This window comes from Phenylobacterium parvum, assembly GCF_003150835.1.
GTDB classification, from domain to species: Bacteria; Pseudomonadota; Alphaproteobacteria; order Caulobacterales; family Caulobacteraceae; genus Phenylobacterium; species Phenylobacterium parvum.
This window is the reverse complement of the sequence record NZ_CP029479.1, coordinates 2171709-2192837: the sequence shown is the minus strand read 5'-3', so window position 1 is coordinate 2192837 and position 21129 is coordinate 2171709. Positions and strand designations below refer to the sequence as shown.

Here is a 21129-nt window from a genome sequence, read left to right as displayed (position 1 = left end):
CGGGCGGGACTGAGTCACCAAATAGGGGGGCGCGGGCCGGTCTGATCCGGGTCGCGCCCCTCTCCGTGTCAGGCGTCCAGGTCACGATGACCACACCCGCAGCCCTTCGTTCCGCCACCCCGGCCCGCTGGCAGGACTATGTCCAGCTGCTCAAGCCCCGGGTCATGTCCCTGGTGGTCTTCACCGCCGCCACGGGCCTGATCTGCGCCGGCGCGCCCCTGCATCCGGTGATGGGGGCCATCGCCATCCTGTGCATCGCCGTGGGGGCAGGGGCCTCGGCCGCCCTGAACATGTGGTACGACGCCGACATCGACGCCCGCATGCGGCGGACCCGGGGCCGGCCCGTGCCGGCCGGACGGGTGCAGGGCGCCGACGCCCTGGCCCTGGGGATCGTCCTGTCCCTGTTCTCGGTGATGCTGCTGGGTCTCGCCCTGAACTGGTTCGCGGCCGGACTCCTGGCCTTCACCATCTTCTTCTACGCCGTGGTCTACACCATGTGGCTGAAGCGCTGGACGGCCCAGAACATCGTCATTGGCGGGCTGGCCGGGGCCCTCCCGCCGGTGATCGGCTGGGCGGCGGCCACGGGGCAGGCGCCCCTCGACGCCTGGTTGCTCTGCGCCATCATCTTCATGTGGACGCCCCCGCACTTCTGGGCGCTCTCGCTCTACACCAGCGAGGACTATGCCGCGGCGGGCGTGCCCATGCTGCCGGTCACGGCCGGCGCGGCGGCGACCCGTCGTCAGATCTGGATCTACAGCCTCCTGCTCATCCCGGTGTGCCTGGCCCCCGCCGCCACCGGGCTCGGCGGGCCGGCCTACCTAGCGGTGGCCGCAGTGGGGGGCGCCGTCTTCCTGCTGCTCGCCTGGCGTGTCCGCACCGGGCGGGCCGGGGACGCCTCAGACCCCCGGGTCACCGACGGCCTTTATGACGTCAAGTCGGCGGCGCGTGACGCCCGTAACCTCTTCGCCTACTCCATCCTTTACCTGACCCTCCTGTTCGCGACCCTGCTGGGAGAGCATCTCCTCGGCGTGCGCGCGGCGGGACTGCCGGGAGTCCTGACATGATCGAGCCTGAAGATTCCTCCGCCCGGCGCGCGCGCCGTGGCCGAAACCTTGCGATCGCCCTTGGCCTCGTAGGCTTCGTGGTGCTGGTCTATCTCGTCACCGTTTTCAGGATGGGTGGAAATGTCCTCGACCGACCCCTCTGACGTCACGCGCCGCAACGCTCGCCTCGCGGCCTGGTGCACGGCCGGCTTCGTCGTCATGATCGGCGCCGCCTACGCCTCGGTCCCGCTCTATCGCATGTTCTGCGAGCTGACGGGCTTTGACGGGACGCCCCGCCGGGCTGAGCAGGGGGCGACCAAGACCCTAGAGCGCAGCCTGGTGGTCCGCTTTGACGCCAATGTCCGTGACCTGCCCTGGAGCTTCCGTCCCCAACAGACCACCCAGACCCTGCGGATCGGCGAAACCGGGCTGGCCTATTTCACGGTCACCAACAACAGCGACCAGCCCATCACCGGGCATGCCGTCTACAACGTGACGCCCCAACTGGCCGGGGCCTACTTCCAGAAGCTGGAGTGCTTCTGCTTCTCCAACCAGACCATACCGGCGGGCAAGACCATCGAGTTTCCGGTTGTCTATTTCGTCGACCCCAAGTTCGCCGAGGACTTCGACACCCGCGGCAAGTCAGAGGTGACCCTGTCCTACACCTTCTTCCCGGCTCAGGACGCGACGCCGAAGGCGGCGCAGGCGCCTTCCGCGCTTGGCGGAACGCCGAAAGCAGGGCTATAGGGACACAACGACAAACTCCCGCCGGTCCTGCGACTCAACGGCGGGAAGCGGCAGTAAGAGGAACAGGGACGCAATGTCTGCGGGCGACGTCAAACACGACTACCATCTCGTCAATCCCAGCCCCTGGCCGCTGGTGGGCTCCTTGGCCGCCTGCGTCATGGCCGTGGGCGGCGTCATCGCCATGAAGGGCCTTTTCGGCCTGCCGAAGGGCGACCTCACGGTGCTTATCGCAGGCTTCGCCGGCGTTCTCCTGACCATGGCCGGCTGGTGGCGCGACGTCACCATCGAGGCCAACCAGGGCGACCACACCCCGGTTGTCAGCATCGGCCTGCGCTACGGCATGATCATGTTCATCGCCTCCGAGGTGATGTTCTTCGTGGCCTGGTTCTGGATCTTCTTCGAGATGGCGCTCTTCAACGACGTCCGGACGCATTCCGGGATCGAGGAAGTCCGCGCCGCCTGGGCCACCTGGCCGCCCAAGGGCGTCGAGACGGTGCCCGCCTGGAACCTGCCCCTGCTCAACACCCTGATCCTGCTGCTGTCCGGCACCACGGTGACCTGGGCCCACCACGCCCTGCAGACCGGCGACCGCCGCGGCGCGAAGATCGGCGTGCTCCTGACCGTCATCCTCGGCGCCATCTTCACCGCGGTTCAGGTCTACGAGTACCACCACATCCTCCAGCACAAGTACTTCTTCGGGGGCGAGGGCGCTGAGAACTCGGGCCTCTACGGCTCGGCCTTCTTCATGGCGACGGGCTTCCACGGCTTCCATGTGCTGATCGGGACCCTGTTCCTGCTGGTCTGCCTTGGGCGGCTGATGGGCAAGGGCTTCTCCCCCAAGCAGCACTTCGGCTTCGAGGCCGCGGCCTGGTACTGGCATTTCGTGGATGTGGTCTGGCTGTTCCTGTTCGCCTTCATCTACGTCGTGTTCGGCGCGTCGGGCGGACACTGACCCTCGGTGGCCGGCGTGAACCCCCTCCTGGCGGGGCTCGCCGGCCGCTGTCCCAATTGTGGGGAAGGCCAGCTTTTCCGAGGCTTCCTGACCGTCGCCGACCGATGCGACGCCTGCGGCTACGACCTGGGGCGAGCGGACTCGGGCGATGGCCCTGCTGTCTTCGTGATCCTCATCGGCGGCTTCATCGTCGCCTTCGCGGCCCTGTTCACGGAGATCGCCTACCGCCCCCCCATTTGGGTGCACCTGGTGGTCTTCCTGCCCCTGACCGTCGTGGTCTGTGGGGGGCTCCTTCGCCCCATGAAGGGCATCCTCCTGGCGGCGCAGTTCGCCAACCGGGCGGCGGAAGCCCGCCATGACGACTGAGCCCCTTCCGCGAAGACGTTTCCCCCTCGGCCTGACCCTTGCTGCGGGGGTCGGCCTGGCCATCCTTGTCAGCCTCGGCCTCTGGCAGGTCCAGCGCCTCGCCTGGAAGGAGGCGCTGCTGGCGCGGATCGCACGCCTCGAGACTGCAGCCCCCGCTGGCCTTGTCCCAACCCTGAAGTCGGCGACGGCTCCGGAGGACCTGGACATGGTCCGGGTCCGGCTGGACTGCCCGGGCCTCCCCGGCGCGCCCTTCGTCGAACTCTACGGCTTGATGGATGGAGATTCGGGTCGGCGACTGATCTCGGCGTGCGCTCTGGGCGAGGGCCCCTACGCCAGCATCCTCGTCGATCGCGGTTTCGTCCCGGACTCCGTGACCGAGCGCCCGGCGGTGGGCGCGCCGGCCGCGGCTCCGGGGCCCGGCGCCGCCTCGGCCTCCGTAACCGGAATACTCAGGATCCCGGATCGTCCCAACCGGTTCACCCCGGCGGCGGACCCGGAGAAAGGTCTCTGGTTCGCGCGGGACATCGGCGGCATGGCCGCCAGCCTCGGCGCCCCGCGCCCTGCGCCGGTCATGCTCATGGCCGAGACGTCCTCGAATCCCGCCTTCAAGGCCCTGATCCCTTCCCCCGTTCCCGCCGCCATCTCCAACCGGCACCTGGAGTACGCCCTGACCTGGTTCGGCCTTGCCGCCGCCCTGGTCGGGGTCTATGCCGCCCGCCTCCGCAAGCACTACAGATCCTGATGCGCTACATCTCCACACGCGGCGGCTCGCCCGCCGTCGGCTTCGTCGAGGCGGTCCTGGCGGGCCTGGCCCCGGACGGCGGGCTCTATGTCCCCGAAGCCTGGCCCCAGTTCTCCATCGAGGAGATCGCGGCCTTCGCCGGGCGGCCCTACGCCGAGGTCGCCGCGGCGGTCCTGGGCCGTTTCGCGGGGGACGAGATCGCTGCCGACGACCTGGGGCGGATGTGTCGCGAGGCCTACGCGGCCTTTGACCACCCAGCCGTGGTTCCCCTGGTGCAGCTGGGTCCGGACGTCTTCCTGGCCGAGCTGTTCCATGGCCCCAGCCTGGCCTTCAAGGACGTGGCCATGCAGCTCCTGGCCCGGCTGTCCGACCATGTCCTGGAGCGAGCCGGGCGTACCCAGACCATCCTCTGCGCGACGTCGGGCGACACCGGCGGGGCGGCGGTCGAAGCCTTCCGCGGTCGGGCCAACACCCGGATCGTCGCCATGTTCCCGGACGGGCGAATCTCGGAGGTCCAGCGGCGCTTCATGACGACGGCCGCCGAGGACAATGTCCGCTGCCTGGCCGTCGCCGGGGACTTCGACGCCTGCCAGGCGATCCTCAAGACCGCCCTGGCCGACTCCCAACTCCAGAAGGCGGTGGGACTCTCGGCCGTCAATTCCATCAACTTCGCACGGATCGTCGCCCAGTCGGTCTATTACTTCACGACGGCCGTCGCCCTCGGCGCGCCGCACAGGTCTGTCGCCTTCGCCGTGCCCTCCGGCAATTTCGGGGATGGCTTCGCGGGATATGTGGCGCATCGCATGGGCCTTCCGGTCAGCCGGATCCTGATCGCCACCAACGCCAACGACATCCTGGCCCGGACCTTCGCGACCGGGACCTACGCCCGTGGCGTTGTGGCCGAGACCCAGTCGCCCGCCATGGACATCCAGTCCGCCTCCAACTTCGAGCGCCTCTTCTTCGAGGCGACGGGGCGGGACGGGGCGGCGACGGCGGCGGCCTTCACAGGCTTCGCCGCCGGGCGCGACATCGTGACCCCGCCAGAGGCGCTGGCGGCCATGAAGGCCCTCTTCACCGGCGCCTCGACGGACGAGGCGGGCACGGCTGCGGAGATGCGCCTGACCCTGGCCGAGACGGGCCAGACCGCCGACCCCCACACCGCCGTGGCGCTTTCGGCCCTGCGGCGGACGCCGGGGCCAGGCCCAACGGTCGTCCTGGCGACGGCGCATCCGGCCAAGTTCCCGGAGGCGGTGCAGGCGGCCACCGGCCAGCCCCCCGTCACCCCCGTCCGGGCCCGGTCCCTGGCCGAACGTCCGGAACGTTTCGAACGCATCGGCGCCGATGCGGGAAAGGTCGCCGCCTATGTCCGGGCCTTCGCCGGCGGCTGAGACGCCCCGGATCCACACCCTTCCCAATGGCGTCCGCCTGGTCTGTGACCCGGCGCCCGGCGTCCATACTGTCGCCCTGGTCGTGGCGGCGGGCCGAGGGGCGCGTTGCGAGGGGACGCGGGAGTCCGGCTGGTCGCACCTGCTCGAGCATATGGTCTTCAAGGGTGCTGCGGGCCGCAACGCCCGCGAGCTGGCCGAGGCGATCGAGGCCGGCGGCGGACAGATGAACGCCGAGACCGGGTTCGAGCGGACGGTCTTTCACGTCCGGACCCTTCCCGAGGGGCTGGACGGCGCCTCGGCTCTTCTCTCGGACATCCTCCTGCGCCCGACTCTGGACCCCGGGGACCTCGAACGCGAGCGGCGTGTGGTATTGCAGGAGATCGCCGAGGCCGAGGACACGCCCGACGATCTCGTCTTCGAGATGGCCCAGGCCGCCGCCTTTCAGGACCAGTCCCTGGGACGCAACATCCTGGGCGACGCTGCGAGCCTCGCCCGCGCCGGCGCCCCAGCCCTGGCGGACTGGCGAGCCCGGCTCTATGCCCCGGACCGGCTGGTCATCGTCGCCTCCGGGGCGGTCGACGAGGACGCCCTGCTGCGCCTCGCCGAGCGCGACTTCGCCGCGGCCGCCGCCTCGGCGACCCCGGCCTCGCCGGCGCCCGCCCGCTTCACCGGCGGGATCCGGACGGACGACAAGTCCCTGGAGCAGGCCAACCTGGTCTTCCTCTGCCCGGGACTGGCCGCCACCGATCCCGACGCCTGGTCCGCGCAGGTCTTTGTGGAGTGCCTGGGCGGGGGCATGGCCTCGCGCCTGTTCCAGGAGGCCCGCGAGGACCGGGGGCTCGCCTACGCGGTGGACGCCTGGGGCGAGTTCTGGTCCGACTGCGGGATCGTCGGCGTCTTCGCCGGCTGCGAGGCTGAAAGCGCCCCCGACCTCGCCCGCCTGGTCGTGGAGCAGATGGTCGATCTCGCCGGATCGCCGCGCGGGGCGGAGCTTTCCCGCGCCCGCGCCCAGCTGAAGGCCGGCCAGTTCATGGCCGCGGAGTCCCTGCTGGCCCGGGCCGAGCAGGCCGCCTCCCAGGTCCTGACACACGGCAGGCTGGTCCCGGCCCCCGAGATCGCCGAGCGGATCGACGCCTGCGATGCGTCGGCCGTGCAGCGCGCGGGCGCGCGCCTCCTTGGATCCGGCCTCGCTGCGGCGGCAGTCCTTGGGCCCTCGGCGGCGCATCCGGCGGCCGAGGCCTTCCGCTCGCGGTTGCAGTCCCTGGCGGGGACGGCTTGACGCCGGGGGAAAAGGGGGGAGTTTGCCCGGATGGCGCTTCTGGACTGGATCACGCCGGGTGACGGCCTGCGGCTGCAGGGCGAGGGGATCGAGATCCGTCCCCCGCGCCCCTCCGACTTTCCTGAGTGGAGCGACCTTCGCCGGGCGTCCCGTGACTTCCTCCAGCCCTGGGAGCCGACCTGGCCGGAAGACGACCTGACCCGCGCCGCCTGGCGCCGCAGGCTGGCCTCCTACGCCCGCGACATCGACCTGGGCGTCGCCTATCCCTTCCTGGTCTTCCGCCTCAGCGATGGCGCCCTGACCGGTGGGATCACCCTGTCCAACATCCGGCGGGGCGTCGCCCAGATGGGTACGGTGGGCTACTGGTGCGGGGCGGCCCACACGCGCCAGGGCCATACCCTCGCCGCGGTGCGCACGCTGGCGGGCTTCGCGTTCCGCACCCTGGCCCTGCACCGGCTGGAGGCGGCCTGTCTGCCCGAGAACACGCCCTCGCGCCGCCTGCTTGGCCAGGCGGGGTTCGCGGAGGAAGGACTGGCGCAGGCTTATCTGAAAATTAACGGCGAATGGCGAGACCATGTTCTGTTCGGACTGGTTGCGCCGCCCCCGCGCGGCGAGGGTCCGAAGGGAATGCCCTCCACCTGACCAGGACGCCGGATGCCGAACGACCGCTGGATCTGGGATGCGACGGCGACGCTTGAGGCGCTGGGCGCCGCCTCCGTCGCCCTCTGGCTCTGGGAGCCCGGGCTAGACCGCATGAGCTTCACGGGACCCACCCGGGCCCTCGGCCTCGGTCCGCTTGCGCCCGAATGCTCGTCCGCGGCCCTGCGGGCCCTCACCCAACCCCAGGACCGGTCTGTCGCCGCCGAGCTGCTCTCCGTTCAGGTCCCGGGATCCGAAATCGAGCTGCGCCTGAAGATCCTCGGGGGCGAACAGTGTCTCTGGCGAGGGGTCTGGCTTGAGGACGGTGTCAGGGCCGCCGGCATGGTCGCCGCCGAAACCCGGTTCTCGGTCTCGGGCTTCGACAGCCTGACCGGCCTTCTGGATCGGCGGACCTTTGTGAGCCGGGCCCAGGAACGCCTGAGGTCCCCGGGGGACAGCATCCTCGTGGTCGCCGACCTCGACCGCTTTCGCAGGCTCAATGAGGCCCTGGGACATGAGCGGGCCGACCTGGTGCTCGCCGCCCTCGGTGCGCGGCTGGCGGCGGCCTTTCCTTCCGAGGCCCTGACGGCACGGGTCGGTGAGGACGAATTCGCCGTGCTGGCGCCCCGGAGCCGGCCTGGCCCGGAGGAAGTCCTGAGACGGGCCCTGGAACAGCCCCTGCGGATCTCCGGGCTCGACATCCACCCCACGCTGGCCCTGGGGGCCGTGGAGGCGGAGGAGGGCGAGGAGGTGGAGGCCGCCGAGCTGCTGCGTCGTGCAGAGCTGGCCGTCGAGACCGCCAAGGCGGAGGGCCGGGGGTCAGCCGTCGCCTATGGCCGCACCCTGGAATCCGACGGGCTGTCCCGCCTGGCCCTGGAGGGTGACCTGCGCGGCGCCATCGGCCGGGGTGAACTGCGGCCGCATTACCAGCCCATCGTCGACCTCACCACGGGGGCCCTGTCGGGCTTCGAGGCCCTGGTCCGCTGGAACCACCCGCGTCGTGGTCTCCTGACCCCGGACGCCTTCCTGGGCCTTTGCGAGGAGATGGGGCTGATCAGCGAGCTCGGCGCCTTCATGCAGTGTGATGCGGCGGTCCAGCTGGCCCGCTGGCGTCGGGATCATTGGGCGGCGGGGGAACTGACGGTCTCGGTGAACCTCTCGACGGGCGAGGTCTATCGCGAGGGCTTGGTCAACGACATCATCCGAATCCGCAAGGAAACCGGCCTGCCCCCCGGCGCCCTCAAGCTGGAGGTCACCGAGAATGACGTCATGCGCGATCCGGACGCGGCCGCCATCATCCTGTCAGACCTCAAGGAGGCTGGCGCGGGCCTGGCCCTTGATGACTTCGGGACGGGCTTCTCCTCGCTCAGCTACCTGGCGCGCCTGCCCTTCGACACCCTGAAGATCGACCGCTACTTCGTGCGCACCATGGCCACCAACGAAGGTTCGGCCAAGATCGTCTCCTCGGTCATCAAGCTGGGACGCGACCTGTCGCTGGAAGTGGTCGCCGAGGGGGTGGAGAGCGCCCAGATCGCGCGCCGCCTGCGGGCCCTGGGATGCAATTACGGGCAGGGCTATGGCTATGCCCCGGCCCTGTCGCCGCAGGAGGCCGAGGTCTACCTCAACGAGTGCTATGTCGATGGCGCCGCGCCGGTGAAGCCGAGGGGCTGAGAAGGCTCAGGCCTCGCCCGCCTCTGCGGTGAGGAAGGAAGGGTCAACCCCCAGCCGTCCCAGGGCCGCCGCCCACACCTCGGCAATCGGGGTGTCGAACACAAGGGCCTCGTCGGCGGGGCAGGTCAGCCAGACGTTCTGCCGGATTTCCTGCTCAAGCTGGCCCGGGCCCCACCCGGCGTAACCCAGGGCCAGTCGCGACCGCCGGGGAGCGGCGTCCCCGCGCGAGAGGGCCTCCAGCGCTTCGCGGGTGGGGGTGCAGGAGAGGCCCCCGGACGGCGCCAGGGTGGAGCCGTCCTCGGCGCGGAAGTCATCGGTGTGGAGGACGAAACCCCTCTCCCTCTGGACCGGCCCCCCCAGAGAGACGGTCTCCCTGCGCCGGGCCTCCGGGCAGGGCAGGGCGAGCTGATCCAGAACCTCTCCCAGCGTCAGGCTTTCGAGGCGCTGGTTCAGGACCAGGCCCATGGCGTGGTCGGCGTCATGGGCGAAGACAAGGACGACGGCCCGCTCGAAGCGGCGGTCGCCAATCGCGGGCAGGGCGATCAGGAGCTGGCCGGAAAGGTAGGCTGCAGGGTCCATGCCTGATTTCTCCGGCGCCCTTGCGGCGGATTCAAGACGCGGAATGACACTTGGCCATTGCAGGGCCGCGCCGACGGGTTATCTCTGCCGCTTCCCTTCCGAACAGAGCCCGGAGACAGGCCATGACCCTCAAGGTCGGAGACACGCTTCCCGCCGCCAACCTCATCGCCGGCACCGCCGAGGGCCCCAAGCCCACCACGGTCGACGAGATCTTCAAGGGCCGCAAGGTGGCCTTCTTCGCCGTCCCCGGAGCCTTCACCCCGACCTGCTCGGCGCGGCACCTGCCGGGCTACAAGGACCTGGCCGCCGACCTCAAGGCCAAGGGCGTCGACGCCATTGTCTGCCTGTCGGTCAACGACGCCTTCGTCATGAAGGCCTGGGGCGAGAACCAGGGCGTGCTGGGTGAGATCGAGATGATCGCCGACCCGGCCGGTGACTTCACCAAGGCCGTGGACCTGACCATGGACGGTTCCAAGTTCGGCCTGGGCCTGCGCTCGCAGCGCTATTCGATGTACGTCGTCGACGGCGTGGTGAAGCAGCTCAATGTCGAGGCCGGCGGCGAGTTCAAGGTCTCGGCCGCCGACTACCTGCTGGCCCAGCTCTGATCCCGGCGTCGGGCCCCGCCGTTCTCGGCGGGGCTTGACCGCCTGGTCTCTCCGGTCCGAAGTGTCGGCAACGACGATGACGGGGAGGGAAGGCCATGCCCTATGTGGAAGGCTTTACGGTCCATGACGCCGATGCGCACGTCATGGAGCTGCCGGGTGAGATCGACCGTTATGTCGACCCCGGCCTGAGGGCGACCTTTTCGGAGGCGATCCGCAAGCCCAACGACCTGGCGGGCTGGGCGGAAAAGGCCCGCGCCCAGCATGACGACCCCGGGTTCCGCGCCGGCGACGAAGACAACCTTCTCCTGCGCAAGAACTACCAGGCCCTCGGCGCCTTCCGCAGGGAAGACCGCCCGCGGGCCCTGGACCTGCTGGGCTTCGCCAGCCAGCTGGTCTTCACCACCCACGCCCTCGGCAACTATGGCCTGGAGGAAGCCGGTCGGGTCGACCTGGCCCTGGCTGGCGCCCGCGCCCACAACCGGATGATGGCCGACTTCTGCTCGGTCGACCGTCGACTCCTGGCGACCGGCTATGTCCCCCTGGTCGACATCGAGGCCGCACCCCGGATCGCCCGCGAGGCGATCGATCTGGGGTGCCGTGGCCTGATGATCCCCTCGCGCTGTCCCCCCGGCCACAGCCCCAGCCATGTGGGCCTCGATCCCCTCTGGGCCCTCATCGAGGAGGCCGGCCTGCCGGTCCTGTTCCACGTTGGCGGCGAGGAGAAGATGAACCCGGCCTATTTCGAGAACGGGCTTCCCCGGGTCCTCGACTTCCATGGCGGCGCCGAGAACTTCACCTCCCTGTCCTTCATGACAATCCCGATCGCGGTCTGGCAGACCCTGGCGGCCCTGGTCTTCGACGGCGTCTTCGACCGGTTCCCGAGGCTGAAGTTCGGGGCCATCGAACTGGGCGCCTCCTGGGTTCCCAGCCTGATGAAGTTCATGGATTCGGGGGCCGCCGCCTTTGGCCGCGAGGCGCGGCTCCAGCGCCTGTCCGCAAGGCCGAGCGAGATCCTGCAGCGGCAGTTCCGCGCCACGCCCTATCCGCATGAGGACGTCGCCTGGATCATCGCCAACGCCGGCGAGCAGGTCTGCATGTTCTCGTCCGACTTCCCGCACATCGAGGGTGGTCGTCACCCCCTCAAGCGGTTCGGGGAGTCCCTGGAAGGCGTTCCGGAAGCCGTCCGCCGACGGTTCTGGAGGGACAACTTCATCGATCTGATGGGCGAGGGCCTGCCCGCCGACCTCCACGACATACCGGCGAGGACCGCCGCCTGAGGCGGGCTCAGAAGAGTCCCGCCAGGCGGTCGATCAGCCAGTAGGCGGACAGGCCGCCGATGGCGTAGGCCGGCGCAAGGCGGGCGAGGGCCTCGGTGTCGAAAGGCAGGCTGGGACGAATCCGCCGGAGCGCCAGGATCACCAGGCTGGCGGCGGCGATGAAGACCAGTTGCCCGATCTCAACCCCGATGTTGAAGAGGAGGAGGGCCTGGGGGGCGGCGTCCTTGGGCAAGCCCACCTGGGCCAGCGCGCCGGCGAAGGCGAAGCCATGCAGGAGGCCGAACGCCAGGGCCACCAGCCAGGGTCGTCGCCGGATCAGGCTGGGCGGCTGGCCTGGGCGGGGGATGAGCTCCACGGCCACGAAGACGATGCTCAGCGCCACCAGCACCTCAATCGCCGCCGGATCGACCCTCACCCAACCCAGGGCGGTGCAGGCCAGGGTCACGCTGTGGGCGAGGGTGAAGGCGGTGACGGCCTTCACCACGCCCCGGTTCAGGCCAACCAGCAGCAACAGCCCGAGGACAAAGGCCAGGTGGTCGAACCCGGTCAGGATGTGCTCCACCCCCATCCTCAGGTAGGCGGGTACGGCGGCGCCCCCCGGGGTGTCGGCTGAGAGCTTCAGGCTCGGCCGCGAGGGCTTGAGCACCGTGCTGATCTCGCCCTGCCGCAGCCTCGCCTGCACCAGCACGTCCGTGACGGTCATGTTGAGTCCGTCGATGGACAGGGTCTGTCCGGAAAGGCGGGCGTCGGCCGGCAGTCGCCAGACCCGGATCCGGTAGGCCGGCGAGATTGTCTCGGAGTCCGGGGGGCGGTCGAGGGCGCCTCCGGAAAGCCGGGGTGACAGGCGGATGGCCACCTCGCCGGCGACGGGCTGCTTCCAGGTGATCTCCGCCGCCCCTGAAGGCGCCTCGACAATCTGGACGAGGGCCGGTCGCACCTCATGGGCCAGGGCCCGCCCGCCTGTAGCCAGGAGGGTCCCGATGAGCAGGAGTAGGGCCGCCAGGGCCCGCGGCGCCGGGAATACGGTTCGGGGGCGGGCGGCTTTCACCGAAGCATTTTGACAGGCCGCGCGCGGCGGACGCAATATGGGCCCGGGAAGGAAGGGGCGGACCGACCTAGGGTCACGCCCCTCGGGGAGGAAGCTGGAATGCGGATCAATGGAAATCTCGCCGTCTCGGCGATTGCGGGTGCATCCCTTGCGGTGATCGCCCTCGCCCTCAGCGCCGGCGGCCCCCCGGCGGTGGCGTCCTCGCCCAAGACCCCGTCCAAGGAGCGAACGTCCGGCTTCAACCCCGAACGTAACGCCTACTTCGGCGACCTGCATGTCCACACCAAGCTGTCCTTCGACGCCTACATCTTCAACGTCCGGGCCTCCCCCGACGACGCTTACCGCTTCGCCAAGGGCGAGACGATCGGCCACGCCTCCGGCTTCGACATCCGCCTGGCCGGCGGCCCCCTCGACTTCGCGGCGGTGACCGACCACTCCGAGTTCATCGGCGCGATGGAGCAGGCCAACACCCCCGGCACGGCGATCTCCAAGGTTCCCGGGGTCTCGGCCCTGTTCAGCCCGGACCCAGTGGAGATCGGCAAGGCCTTCGCCAACTTCATCGCCTCTATGCGCGATAACTCCATGCCCAAGGCGTTCAATGACCCGGCTATCCACGCCCGGGCCTGGAAGGAGGTCCGTGAGGCCGCGGCGCGGAACTACGAGCCGGGCCGGTTCACCACATTTGTCGGGTACGAGTTCACCTCCGCACCCGACGGCCGGAACCTCCACCGGAACGTCATCTTCAAGTCGGCGGATGTCCCGGACCTTCCCTATTCCTCGCGGGAGTCCGCGGACCCCGAGGAACTCTGGAAGCGCATGGAGGCCTGGCGCGGCAGGGGCGTGGAGGCCCTCGCCATCCCGCATAACTCCAATGGCAGCGACGGGACCATGTTCGAGACGACCCGGTTCAACGGGGCGCCTATGGACAGGGTCTATGCCGACCTCCGCCGCCGCAACGAGCCCCTGGTCGAGATCACCCAGATCAAGGGCACCTCCGAGACCCACCCGTCCCTCTCGCCCAATGACGAATGGGGCGGCTTCGAGATTTTCGAGACCTACATCGGCACCAACAAGGCTGTGACCAAGTTCGCGGGCGGCTATGTCCGGGATGCGCTGAAGACCGGCCTGCTCCTTCAGGAGGGCAAGGGCTTCAACCCCTACAAGTTCGGCTTCATCGGCTCTTCCGACACCCACAACGCCGCACCGGGATCGGTCGAGGAGGACAACTACTTCTCCAAGGTCGGCCGATCCGACGGCCGGCCGGCCCTCAGGGGCTCGGTTCCGCCTGGCGGCGCTCGGGCCTGGAACCCGGCGCCCAAGGAGCCGACCCGCTACCAGAACTGGGGGGCCTCGGGCCTTGCCGGGGTCTGGGCGGAAGAGAATACCCGGGAGTCCATCTACGACGCCCTGCGTCGCCGGGAGACCTTCGCCACCTCCGGCCCTCGGATCCGTGTTCGCTTCTTCGCTTCCTACGACTTTCCTTCCGACCTCCTGTCCCGACCGGACACGGTCCGCCAAGCCTATGCCCATGGCGTGCCGATGGGCGGTGATCTCATGATCTCCAAGGGCAAGGCGCCCAGTTTCCTGGTCTGGGGCCTGCGGGATCCCAACGGCGGATACCTCCAGCGCGCCCAGGTCGTGAAAGGCTGGATCGAGAATGGGGTGGCGAAGGAGAAGGTCTACGATGTGGCCTGCTCCGATGGGCTGGCGGTCAATCCGACGACGGGTCGCTGTCCGGACAATGGCGCCACGGTCGACCTGGCCACGTGCACGCCCACGCGATTCAAGGGCGATGTGGAGATGCGCACGGTCTGGACGGATCCCAGTTTCAATCCGCGGCAGCGGGCCTTCTACTATGTCCGCATGCTGGAGAACCCCTCGTGCCGCTGGTCGACCTGGGACGCCCTGAGGAACGGAACCCCGGCCAATCCCGACCTGTCCCCGACCGTGATGGAGCGGGCCTGGTCTTCGCCCATCTGGTACGATCCCAAGGCCTGAGGACACCTGATGACCCTGCCGCCGGTCGCGCGGGCGATCCTTCGCGAGCCGCTGACCCAGTTCCTGCTGGTCGGTCTCGTGCTGTTCGCGGTCGTGTCCTTGGCCCGGGACCTGCGGCGCCCGGTCGTGAGGATAGATGAGGCCGAGCTCAACCAGATCGTCGCCTACTGGGAGGCCCAGGCCCAGCGTCCGCCGACCCGCGACGAGCTGAGCGCCATGCTCCGCGAGCGGATCGACGAGGAACTCCTCGCCCGGGAGGCGGTCCGCCTCGGGCTGGACCGGGACGACCTGATCATCCGGCGCCGCCTGGCCCAGAAGATGGCCTTTGCCTCTGAAGACCTTGAGCCGGTCCCCGAGCCCAGGGAGGCGGACCTGCGCGCCTGGTACGCCGCCCACCCCGGCGACTATGTCTCGCCTGCGACGGCGACCTTCCGCCATGTCTTCTTCAGCGGCGACAATGAGGATGCGGAGGCCCGGGCCCGCGCGGCCCTGGCCCTTACGCGGCCGGCCGAGGCGGGCCAGCCCTTTGTCCTGCCCCTGTCCTTTGTCGGCGCCGCCGTCCGCGATATCGAGCGCGACTTTGGCCCGGCCTTCTCAAGGCAGCTGGAAAGCGCGCCCGCGGGTCGGTGGAGCGGCCCCGTGAGGTCCGCCTACGGTTGGCATATCCTGTACGTCGAACGCCGCGCCCCCGCCGCTCCCTCCCCCTTCGAGACCGTACGTCCCGACGTCGCCGAAGCCTGGAAGGCTGACCGGCGCAATCAGGCCAACCAGGCCTTCATCCGGAAGCTGAGGGCGCGCTATCGCGTCGAGGTCGCGGGGATGTCCGACTCCCCGCCGACTTGAAACCGGGGCCCTGCACCGCCAGATCACGGGCTTCTGAAGATACGGAGAGGAACTGGGGCCCGGATGATCGCTTCCCTTGCGCGCGACCTTCGCTTTGCTTCCGGGCTCTATCGCACCCTGGCGCGGGTGAGGGGGATCCATCCCGCCAGCCCCCGCCGGATCTGCGATGACCTCGAGGCTTCGGTCCGAGGGTGGCGTGATCGTGAGGCCCTGCGGTTCGAAGGCCGCAGCCTGACCTACGGCGAGATGGACGCCCTGGCCAACCGGTTCGCCCGCTGGGCGCTGGAGGCGGGTCTGAAGCCCGGCGACCGGGTCGCCCTCTTCCTGCCCAACCGCATCGAGTACCTGCCGGCCTGGTACGGCCTGTCCAAGGTCGGCGTGGTTTCGGCCCTGATCAACAACCAGCTGACCGGCCAGGCCCTGGCCCACTGCCTGACCCTGGCGGGCGCACATGAAGTCATCGTGGACGCCGAGACGTCGCGCGCCCTCCAGGACGTCCTCGGCGACCTGGAACACACGCCCCGGCTCTGGAGCCTGGACGCGCCGTTGCCCGGCGAGGGCGACCTTGCCGCGGACCTTGCCGGGCGATCCGCCGATCCGCCGCCTGCGGCCATTCGCGAGGGGCTCAAGGCTGGGGACACCGCCCTGCTGATCTACACCTCCGGGACCACCGGCCTGCCGAAGGCGGCGCGGGTGACCCATGTCCGGGTGCAGCTCTACATGCGCGGCTTCGCCGGGGCGACGGGCGCCGGGCCGGACGACCGAATCTACGTGGCCCTTCCGCTGTACCACGCCACCGGCGGTCTCTGCGGCATGGGCGCCGCTCTTCTGAACGGCGCTTGCGTTGTGCTGAGGGCGAAGTTCTCGGCCACCCAGTTCTGGGAGGACATCCGGCGCGAGGGGTGCACCCAGTTCGTCTATATCGGCGAGCTCTGCCGCTATCTCGCCAACCAGCCGCCGCATCCGGACGAGCGATCTCACCAGCTGCGCCTGGCCTTCGGGAACGGGTTGCGGCCGGATGTCTGGGACAAGGTCACCGGCCGCTTCGGCGTGCCCCGGGTCCTGGAGTTCTACGGCTCCACCGAGGGCAATGTCTCGATGTTCAACTTCGATGGCCGGGCCGGGGCCATCGGTCGGATCCCACGGCCCCTGAAACAGCGCTTCAACGCCCGCATCGTGCGCTTCGACTACGAATCCGAGGCCCCATTGCGGGGGGCGGACGGCTATTGCACCGAGGCGGACGCCGGGGAGGCGGGTGAGTGCCTTGGCCGCATCGACTCCGCTGATCCCCGGGCGGAGTTCACGGGATACCTGGACTCGACGGCCTCTGAGAAGAAGGTGCTCCGGAACGTCTTCGCCCCAGGGGACGCCTGGTTCCGGACGGGCGACCTGCTGCGCCAGGACGCCGACGGGTATGTCTATTTCGTCGACCGGGTCGGGGACACCTTCCGCTGGAAGGGCGAGAACGTCTCCACCGCCGAGGTCGCCCTGCGCCTGCAGGCCGTTCCCGGCGTGATCGAGGCCAATGTCTATGGCGTCGCGGTGCCGGGCGCCGACGGCAGGGCGGGCATGGCCGCCCTCGTCACCAACGGGGACTTCGACATCGGCATTCTCGCCGCGAGAATTGCCGCGGACCTGCCGGAGTACGCCCGGCCCGCCTTCCTCCGCCTCCAGCCCGAGATGGCGGTCACTGGCACCTTCAAGCAGAGAAAGGTGGACCTGGTCGAAGAGGGCTTCGACCCGGGCCGGGTGACGGGCCCCCTCTTCCACCGCGCAGCCGACGGTGGATACCGCCCGCTCGACCCCGCCGCCCACGAAGGGATCATCCACGGGCGCATACGTATCTGATCGGATAAAAAGCACTTTACATGATAGAGTAGTTTGCTACCTTGGCTCCAACAACTCCAAGGAGCCTTCCATGACGGACGCCCAGAACACCCTCGGCGAGGACATCGCCTATCTGAAGACCCTGGCGGAGGAGGGGCGGGCTGCACCCGTTCTCGCCGGCCCCTACATGGCCCTCGGCGGCGGCCTGTTTGGCCTGACCAGCCTCTTCGCCTACGCCATCCAGGCGGGCTTCCTGCCCCTGCCGCCCCAGGCCCTCGGCTGGATCTGGCCGGCCAGCGGGCTGGCCTTCGTCTTCGCCCTTCCTTTCCTCAATCGCCGGACCCGGAGCCGCATGGGCTCGGCGAGCACCCTCAACGAGACCATCGGCGCGGTCTGGACCCAGGCCGGGATCGTCATCTGGGTCATCTTCGTCGCCCTGTTGGTGGCTGGCTTCCGGACATCGGACTGGGGTGTCTTCAACCTCTTCCCGTCGGTCATCCTGGCCCTCTATGGTCTCTGCTGGATGGCGGCGGCCCAGATCGGGCGGACGGGATGGCTGCGTCGGGTCGGAGTCGGCAGCTTCATCGCCTCGGTCGCAGTGGCCGGATTGGCCGGCAGCCCCCTGCTCTGGCTGGCCTACGCCATCTCCCTGTTCGCCCTTGGCCTTGCGCCGGGCCTGAAGTTGATGCGCCAGGAAGGCCCGCGGTGAAGCCGGGATTTGATATCGAGCGCCTGGACGAGGTGATCCATGGCCGGATCCGGCTCGGGGTCATGGCCTATCTCGCCGGCGCCGGGGCGGCCGAATTCGGGGAGCTCAAGGCCCGCCTGTCGGCCACCGACGGCAACCTGTCGGTCCACCTGAGGAAGCTCGAGGAGGCTGGATATGTGGGCATCGAGAAGACTTTCTCCGGCCGCAAGCCGCTCACCACCGTCCGGATCACGGACCCGGGCCGGGCCGCCTTCGCCGCCTACCTGGAGGCTCTCAAGGGGCTCTTGCCCCCCGAGTGACCGGCCCCCCTCCCCGGGGTCCCCTCCGGGGCGGGAGTCGCCTATAGGTGGGGCATGTCCCCGGACGCCGAACCCCACGCCCTGGCCGAAGGCGCGCCCCTGACCGGGGCGGCCCTGATCCGCGACCAGGTGCGCCGCCTGCCGGACGGCCCCGGCGTCTACCGGATGATCGGCGAGGGCGGCGAGGTCCTCTACGTCGGCAAGGCCCGGTCGCTGAAGAAGCGGGTGCTGCAGTACGCCCAGGGCCGCTTCCACACCCAGCGCATCGCCCTGATGGTCGACCTGACCCGGGGCATGGAGTTCGTCACCACCCGGACCGAGACCGACGCCCTCCTGCTCGAGATCAACCTGATCAAGCAGATGAAGCCGCGCTTCAACGTCCTGCTGCGCGACGACAAGAGCTTTCCCGAGATCGTCATCCGGCGCGACCATCCCGCCGCCCAGCTGCGCAAGCACCGCGGCGCCCATACCCTCAGGGGCGACTATTTCGGCCCCTTCGCCTCGGCGAACGCGGTGAACCGCACCCTCAACACCCTTCAGAAGGCCTTTCTCCTGCGGTCCTGCACGGACAGCGTCTACGAGGGCCGGACCCGTCCGTGCATGCTGCACCAGATCCGCCGCTGCGCCGCCCCATGTACGGGTGCGATCAGCCTTGAGGACTACGCCGCCCTGGTGGACCAGGCCGAGGACTTCCTGCGCGGCCGGAGCCGGGCGGTGATGACCCGGCTGTCGGAGGCGATGCAGGCGGCCTCGGATGACATGGAGTTCGAGCAGGCCGCCCGCCTCCGCGACCGCATCCGGGCCCTGGCGGCCGTTAGCCAGGAGACCCTGGTCAATCCCGAGAGCCTCGAGGAGGCGGATGTCTTCGCCCTGCACAGCGACGGCGGCCAGGCCTGCGTCCAGGTGTTCTTTTTCCGGGCGGGCCAGAACTGGGGCAACCGGGCCTATTTCCCGCGCATCGACCGCACTGATCCGGACCCGGCGATCCTCGCGGCCTTCATCGGCCAGTTCTACGACGACCGGCCGATCCCGAAGCTCATCCTGGCGAGCTGCGAGCCCGAAGAGGTTGACCTCCTGGCCGAAGCCTTCAGCCTGAAGTCGGGACGGAAGGTCGAGATCCGCAGGCCGGAACGGGGCGAGAAGCGCGCCCTGGTCGATGAGGCCCTGACCAACGCCAGGGAGGCTCTGGGCCGCCGGCTGGCGGAAGGCTCCGCTCAGTCCAAGCTCCTTACCGGGGTTGCCGAAGCCTTTGGCCTCGACGCGCCGCCCCAGCGGATCGAGGTCTACGACAACAGCCACATCATGGGGACCAACGCGGTCGGCGGCATGATCGTGGCGGGACCCGAGGGCTTCCAGAAGGCCCAGTACCGCAAGTTCAACATCCGCAGCACGGAACTCACCCCCGGCGACGACTACGGCATGATGCGCGAGGTCCTTCGGCGACGCTTCGGCCGCCTGGTCCGTGAAGGCGGCTCCGGCGAGACCACGGTGCGACCGGACCTGGTTCTGATCGACGGAGGCGGTGGCCAGCTGGGTGCGGCCCTGGAGGTCCTGACCGAACTGGGGGTCGACGACATCCCCGTGGTCGGCGTGGCCAAGGGCCCCGACCGGGACGCAGGCCTCGAGCGCTTCTTCCTGCCCGGCCAGCCGCCCTTCATGCTGGAACCCAAGAGTCCGGTCCTCTACTTCCTGCAGAGGCTGCGCGACGAGGCTCACCGCTACGCCATCGGAAGCCACCGGGCCCGGCGGGCCGCCGACCTCCGGCGCAATCCGCTGGACGAGATCGACGGGATCGGTCCGGGCCGCAAGCGGGCCCTCCTGCATGCCTTCGGGTCCGCCGCCGGCGTGGCCCGGGCTTCCGCCGACGATCTCGAGAAGGTGGATGGCGTCAGCCGCGCCCTCGCCGAACGCATATTCGCCGCCTTCCACAAGGAGCGCTGATGAAGGCCCTTCCCAACATCCTGTCCACCGCCCGCATCCTCCTGACCCTGGCCATGTTCGCCGCCCTTGTCGCGATCGGCGCCGGCCGGGACCCCGGGGGCCAGCTGGCGGCCTTCGCCTTCTGGGCCTTCGCCATCGCCGCGGTGACGGACTTCCTCGATGGCTGGCTGGCCCGGCGGTTCGACGCCGTCACGGTCTGGGGGACCATCCTGGATCCGATCGGCGACAAGATCCTCGTCTGCGGCGCCGTCGTGGGCCTGATGGCGGCGGGCGCCGGCCCGGCCTTCGCCCTGCCGGCTGGCCTGATCCTGTTCCGCGAATTCGCCGTCAGCGCCCTTCGTGAAGTGGGGGCCTCAAGGGGCCTGAAGCTGCCGGTCACCGGCCTCGCCAAGTGGAAGACGGCGGTGCAGCTGGTCGCCCTGACGGCCATGTTGGGGGTCGGCCTGTTTCCGGCCCTGCCGCCGCTCCTGCCTCTTGGCCTGGTCTGGGTCGCCGCGGTCCTGACCGTCTGGACCGGGGTCGAGTACCTGCTCCAGACCCGGCGGGGTCTTGCCGGACTGGCCTGAACTAGCCGGGGACGTGCGGGGTGATGAGCCCCAGGGGCGCGGCCGTGGTGTTTTTCACGGACCGGATGACGATCCGGCTCTCGATGTTCGAAACCAGCCCGAGGGAGAGGAGCTCCTCCCTGAGGAAGGCGTCGAAGGCCGGCATGTCCCGGGTCACGATCCGCAGCTCGTAATCCGCCGATCCAGTGACCGTGGCGCACTGGACCACCTCGGGCATGCCCGAGATCGCCTGGTCGAAGGCGTCGAGGTTGTCCTTGGTCGGCAGGGCCAGCTTGACGGTGCAGTAGACCTCGAAGGACAGGCCCAGCTTCTCGCGGTCGAGTATGGTCACCCGGCGCTGGATGATCCCTGTGTCCTCGAGGCGCTTGATCCGCCGCCAGCAGGGACTGGAGGACAGGCCGACCCGTTCGGCGATCTCGGCCACGGAGAGTCCGGCGTCGTTCTGGATCAGCTCCAGTATCCGGGCGTCGATGGCGTCCAGGGTCTCCGGCACGCGGACTCCTTGCAGGTCTGGCGCACGGATCTTCCCGAAAGGGCGCCGATCCCTGCGACTTCGCGCAGGCTTTTGCCCCGGAACCACGCCCCGGCGCAATACCCTCCCGCGATACCG

The 21129-nt window shown here is 69.5% G+C and carries 22 protein-coding genes; 19 read left to right on the top strand and 3 right to left on the bottom strand.

The window, feature by feature from the left end:
- Window positions 1–86: 86 nt before the first annotated feature.
- The 10 genes from cyoE to HYN04_RS10340 all read left to right on the top strand — a co-directional run bounded on the left by cyoE (window position 87) and on the right by HYN04_RS10340 (window position 8827).
- Window positions 87–1064 (top strand): heme o synthase, encoded by a 978-nt coding sequence (gene cyoE, locus HYN04_RS10380; RefSeq protein ID WP_110450691.1) that lies wholly within the window; start codon window positions 87–89, stop codon window positions 1062–1064.
- Window positions 1061–1207 carry a hypothetical protein gene (locus HYN04_RS13610; protein ID WP_199285952.1) on the top strand — a complete coding sequence of 49 codons (147 nt, stop codon included), beginning with the start codon at window positions 1061–1063 and terminating at the stop codon, window positions 1205–1207. Before cyoE ends, HYN04_RS13610 begins: the two co-directional genes overlap by 4 nt.
- A complete protein-coding gene (locus HYN04_RS10375; RefSeq protein ID WP_110450690.1) occupies window positions 1185–1790 on the top strand; it encodes a cytochrome c oxidase assembly protein in 606 nt (201 codons plus the stop codon). Before HYN04_RS13610 ends, HYN04_RS10375 begins: the two co-directional genes overlap by 23 nt.
- A gap of 73 nt (window positions 1791–1863) precedes the next feature.
- Window positions 1864–2742, top strand: a complete 879-nt coding sequence (locus HYN04_RS10370) for a cytochrome c oxidase subunit 3 (RefSeq protein WP_110450689.1) — start codon at window positions 1864–1866, stop codon at window positions 2740–2742.
- A gap of 15 nt (window positions 2743–2757) precedes the next feature.
- Window positions 2758–3108: a DUF983 domain-containing protein gene (locus tag HYN04_RS10365; protein ID WP_422385652.1), complete on the top strand. Its 351-nt coding sequence runs from the start codon at window positions 2758–2760 to the stop codon at window positions 3106–3108.
- Window positions 3098–3850: an SURF1 family protein gene (locus HYN04_RS10360; RefSeq protein ID WP_110450687.1), complete on the top strand. Its 753-nt coding sequence runs from the start codon at window positions 3098–3100 to the stop codon at window positions 3848–3850. Before HYN04_RS10365 ends, HYN04_RS10360 begins: the two co-directional genes overlap by 11 nt.
- On the top strand, window positions 3850–5238 hold the full coding sequence (gene thrC, locus HYN04_RS10355; RefSeq protein WP_110450686.1) for a threonine synthase: 1389 nt from the start codon (window positions 3850–3852) through the stop codon (window positions 5236–5238). The genes HYN04_RS10360 and thrC overlap by 1 nt, the downstream gene beginning before the upstream one ends.
- Entirely contained in the window at window positions 5213–6517 is a 1305-nt protein-coding gene (locus HYN04_RS10350; protein WP_110450685.1) for a M16 family metallopeptidase, read from the top strand. The genes thrC and HYN04_RS10350 overlap by 26 nt, the downstream gene beginning before the upstream one ends.
- Before the next feature lie 30 nt (window positions 6518–6547).
- Window positions 6548–7159, top strand: coding sequence for a GNAT family N-acetyltransferase (locus tag HYN04_RS10345; protein WP_110450684.1), 612 nt, complete (start codon window positions 6548–6550; stop codon window positions 7157–7159).
- Window positions 7160–7171: 12 nt separating this feature from the next.
- Window positions 7172–8827: a putative bifunctional diguanylate cyclase/phosphodiesterase gene (locus HYN04_RS10340; protein WP_110450683.1), complete on the top strand. Its 1656-nt coding sequence runs from the start codon at window positions 7172–7174 to the stop codon at window positions 8825–8827.
- A 6-nt stretch (window positions 8828–8833) separates the two neighbouring features.
- On the opposite strand, the gene HYN04_RS10335 is transcribed toward HYN04_RS10340, so the two are convergent.
- On the bottom strand, window positions 8834–9406 hold the full coding sequence (locus HYN04_RS10335; protein WP_110450682.1) for a YqgE/AlgH family protein: 573 nt from the start codon (window positions 9404–9406) through the stop codon (window positions 8834–8836).
- A 122-nt stretch (window positions 9407–9528) separates the two neighbouring features.
- Here HYN04_RS10335 and HYN04_RS10330 point away from each other — a divergent pair, with 122 nt between their 5' ends.
- Complete coding sequence (locus tag HYN04_RS10330) at window positions 9529–10011, top strand: peroxiredoxin (protein ID WP_110450681.1); 483 nt, start codon at window positions 9529–9531, stop codon at window positions 10009–10011.
- 95 nt (window positions 10012–10106) lie between these two features.
- Window positions 10107–11288 (top strand): amidohydrolase family protein, encoded by a 1182-nt coding sequence (locus HYN04_RS10325; RefSeq protein ID WP_110450680.1) that lies wholly within the window; start codon window positions 10107–10109, stop codon window positions 11286–11288.
- 7 nt (window positions 11289–11295) lie between these two features.
- On the opposite strand, the gene HYN04_RS10320 is transcribed toward HYN04_RS10325, so the two are convergent.
- A complete protein-coding gene (locus HYN04_RS10320; protein ID WP_162599625.1) occupies window positions 11296–12336 on the bottom strand; it encodes a HupE/UreJ family protein in 1041 nt (346 codons plus the stop codon).
- 99 nt (window positions 12337–12435) lie between these two features.
- Between HYN04_RS10320 and HYN04_RS10315 the strand changes: the two genes are divergently transcribed.
- From HYN04_RS10315 to pgsA, 7 genes are all read left to right on the top strand, one after another.
- Window positions 12436–14334: a DUF3604 domain-containing protein gene (locus HYN04_RS10315; RefSeq protein ID WP_110450678.1), complete on the top strand. Its 1899-nt coding sequence runs from the start codon at window positions 12436–12438 to the stop codon at window positions 14332–14334.
- A gap of 9 nt (window positions 14335–14343) precedes the next feature.
- Complete coding sequence (locus tag HYN04_RS10310; RefSeq protein ID WP_110450677.1) at window positions 14344–15177, top strand: peptidyl-prolyl cis-trans isomerase; 834 nt, start codon at window positions 14344–14346, stop codon at window positions 15175–15177.
- A gap of 63 nt (window positions 15178–15240) precedes the next feature.
- On the top strand, window positions 15241–17025 hold the full coding sequence (locus HYN04_RS10305; RefSeq protein ID WP_110450676.1) for a long-chain-acyl-CoA synthetase: 1785 nt from the start codon (window positions 15241–15243) through the stop codon (window positions 17023–17025).
- A gap of 70 nt (window positions 17026–17095) precedes the next feature.
- Window positions 17096–17713: a hypothetical protein gene (locus HYN04_RS13605; RefSeq protein WP_110450675.1), complete on the top strand. Its 618-nt coding sequence runs from the start codon at window positions 17096–17098 to the stop codon at window positions 17711–17713.
- Window positions 17710–18012 carry a winged helix-turn-helix domain-containing protein gene (locus HYN04_RS10295; RefSeq protein WP_110450674.1) on the top strand — a complete coding sequence of 101 codons (303 nt, stop codon included), beginning with the start codon at window positions 17710–17712 and terminating at the stop codon, window positions 18010–18012. Before HYN04_RS13605 ends, HYN04_RS10295 begins: the two co-directional genes overlap by 4 nt.
- A 54-nt stretch (window positions 18013–18066) precedes the next feature.
- On the top strand, window positions 18067–19953 hold the full coding sequence (gene uvrC / locus HYN04_RS10290; protein WP_110450673.1) for an excinuclease ABC subunit UvrC: 1887 nt from the start codon (window positions 18067–18069) through the stop codon (window positions 19951–19953).
- Complete coding sequence (gene pgsA / locus HYN04_RS10285; RefSeq protein ID WP_110450672.1) at window positions 19953–20519, top strand: CDP-diacylglycerol--glycerol-3-phosphate 3-phosphatidyltransferase; 567 nt, start codon at window positions 19953–19955, stop codon at window positions 20517–20519. Before uvrC ends, pgsA begins: the two co-directional genes overlap by 1 nt.
- 1 nt (window position 20520) lies before the next feature.
- Here pgsA and HYN04_RS10280 read toward each other — a convergent pair whose 3' ends face one another.
- Window positions 20521–21012 carry an Lrp/AsnC family transcriptional regulator gene (locus HYN04_RS10280; protein WP_110450671.1) on the bottom strand — a complete coding sequence of 164 codons (492 nt, stop codon included), beginning with the start codon at window positions 21010–21012 and terminating at the stop codon, window positions 20521–20523.
- Window positions 21013–21129: the final 117 nt, after the last annotated feature.

Excerpts from the sequence above, each read along its gene's own strand:
- HYN04_RS10305 (WP_110450676.1), top strand. The coding sequence starts at position 15,241 with ATGATCGCTTCCCTTGCGCGCGACCTTCGCTTTGCTTCCGGGCTCTAT.
- cyoE (WP_110450691.1), top strand. The coding sequence starts at position 87 with ATGACCACACCCGCAGCCCTTCGTTCCGCCACCCCGGCCCGCTGGCAG.
- HYN04_RS10350 (WP_110450685.1), top strand. The coding sequence starts at position 5,213 with ATGTCCGGGCCTTCGCCGGCGGCTGAGACGCCCCGGATCCACACCCTT.
- HYN04_RS10335 (WP_110450682.1), bottom strand. The coding sequence starts at position 9,406 with ATGGACCCTGCAGCCTACCTTTCCGGCCAGCTCCTGATCGCCCTGCCC.
- HYN04_RS10370 (WP_110450689.1), top strand. The coding sequence starts at position 1,864 with ATGTCTGCGGGCGACGTCAAACACGACTACCATCTCGTCAATCCCAGC.
- HYN04_RS13605 (WP_110450675.1), top strand. The coding sequence starts at position 17,096 with ATGACGGACGCCCAGAACACCCTCGGCGAGGACATCGCCTATCTGAAG.
- HYN04_RS10375 (WP_110450690.1), top strand. The coding sequence starts at position 1,185 with ATGTCCTCGACCGACCCCTCTGACGTCACGCGCCGCAACGCTCGCCTC.
- HYN04_RS10325 (WP_110450680.1), top strand. The coding sequence starts at position 10,107 with ATGCCCTATGTGGAAGGCTTTACGGTCCATGACGCCGATGCGCACGTC.
- thrC (WP_110450686.1), top strand. The coding sequence starts at position 3,850 with ATGCGCTACATCTCCACACGCGGCGGCTCGCCCGCCGTCGGCTTCGTC.
- HYN04_RS10360 (WP_110450687.1), top strand. The coding sequence starts at position 3,098 with ATGACGACTGAGCCCCTTCCGCGAAGACGTTTCCCCCTCGGCCTGACC.
- HYN04_RS10340 (WP_110450683.1), top strand. The coding sequence starts at position 7,172 with ATGCCGAACGACCGCTGGATCTGGGATGCGACGGCGACGCTTGAGGCG.
- pgsA (WP_110450672.1), top strand. The coding sequence starts at position 19,953 with ATGAAGGCCCTTCCCAACATCCTGTCCACCGCCCGCATCCTCCTGACC.
- uvrC (WP_110450673.1), top strand. The coding sequence starts at position 18,067 with ATGTCCCCGGACGCCGAACCCCACGCCCTGGCCGAAGGCGCGCCCCTG.
- HYN04_RS10330 (WP_110450681.1), top strand. The coding sequence starts at position 9,529 with ATGACCCTCAAGGTCGGAGACACGCTTCCCGCCGCCAACCTCATCGCC.
- HYN04_RS10345 (WP_110450684.1), top strand. The coding sequence starts at position 6,548 with ATGGCGCTTCTGGACTGGATCACGCCGGGTGACGGCCTGCGGCTGCAG.
- HYN04_RS10310 (WP_110450677.1), top strand. The coding sequence starts at position 14,344 with ATGACCCTGCCGCCGGTCGCGCGGGCGATCCTTCGCGAGCCGCTGACC.
- HYN04_RS10315 (WP_110450678.1), top strand. The coding sequence starts at position 12,436 with ATGCGGATCAATGGAAATCTCGCCGTCTCGGCGATTGCGGGTGCATCC.
- HYN04_RS13610 (WP_199285952.1), top strand. The coding sequence starts at position 1,061 with ATGATCGAGCCTGAAGATTCCTCCGCCCGGCGCGCGCGCCGTGGCCGA.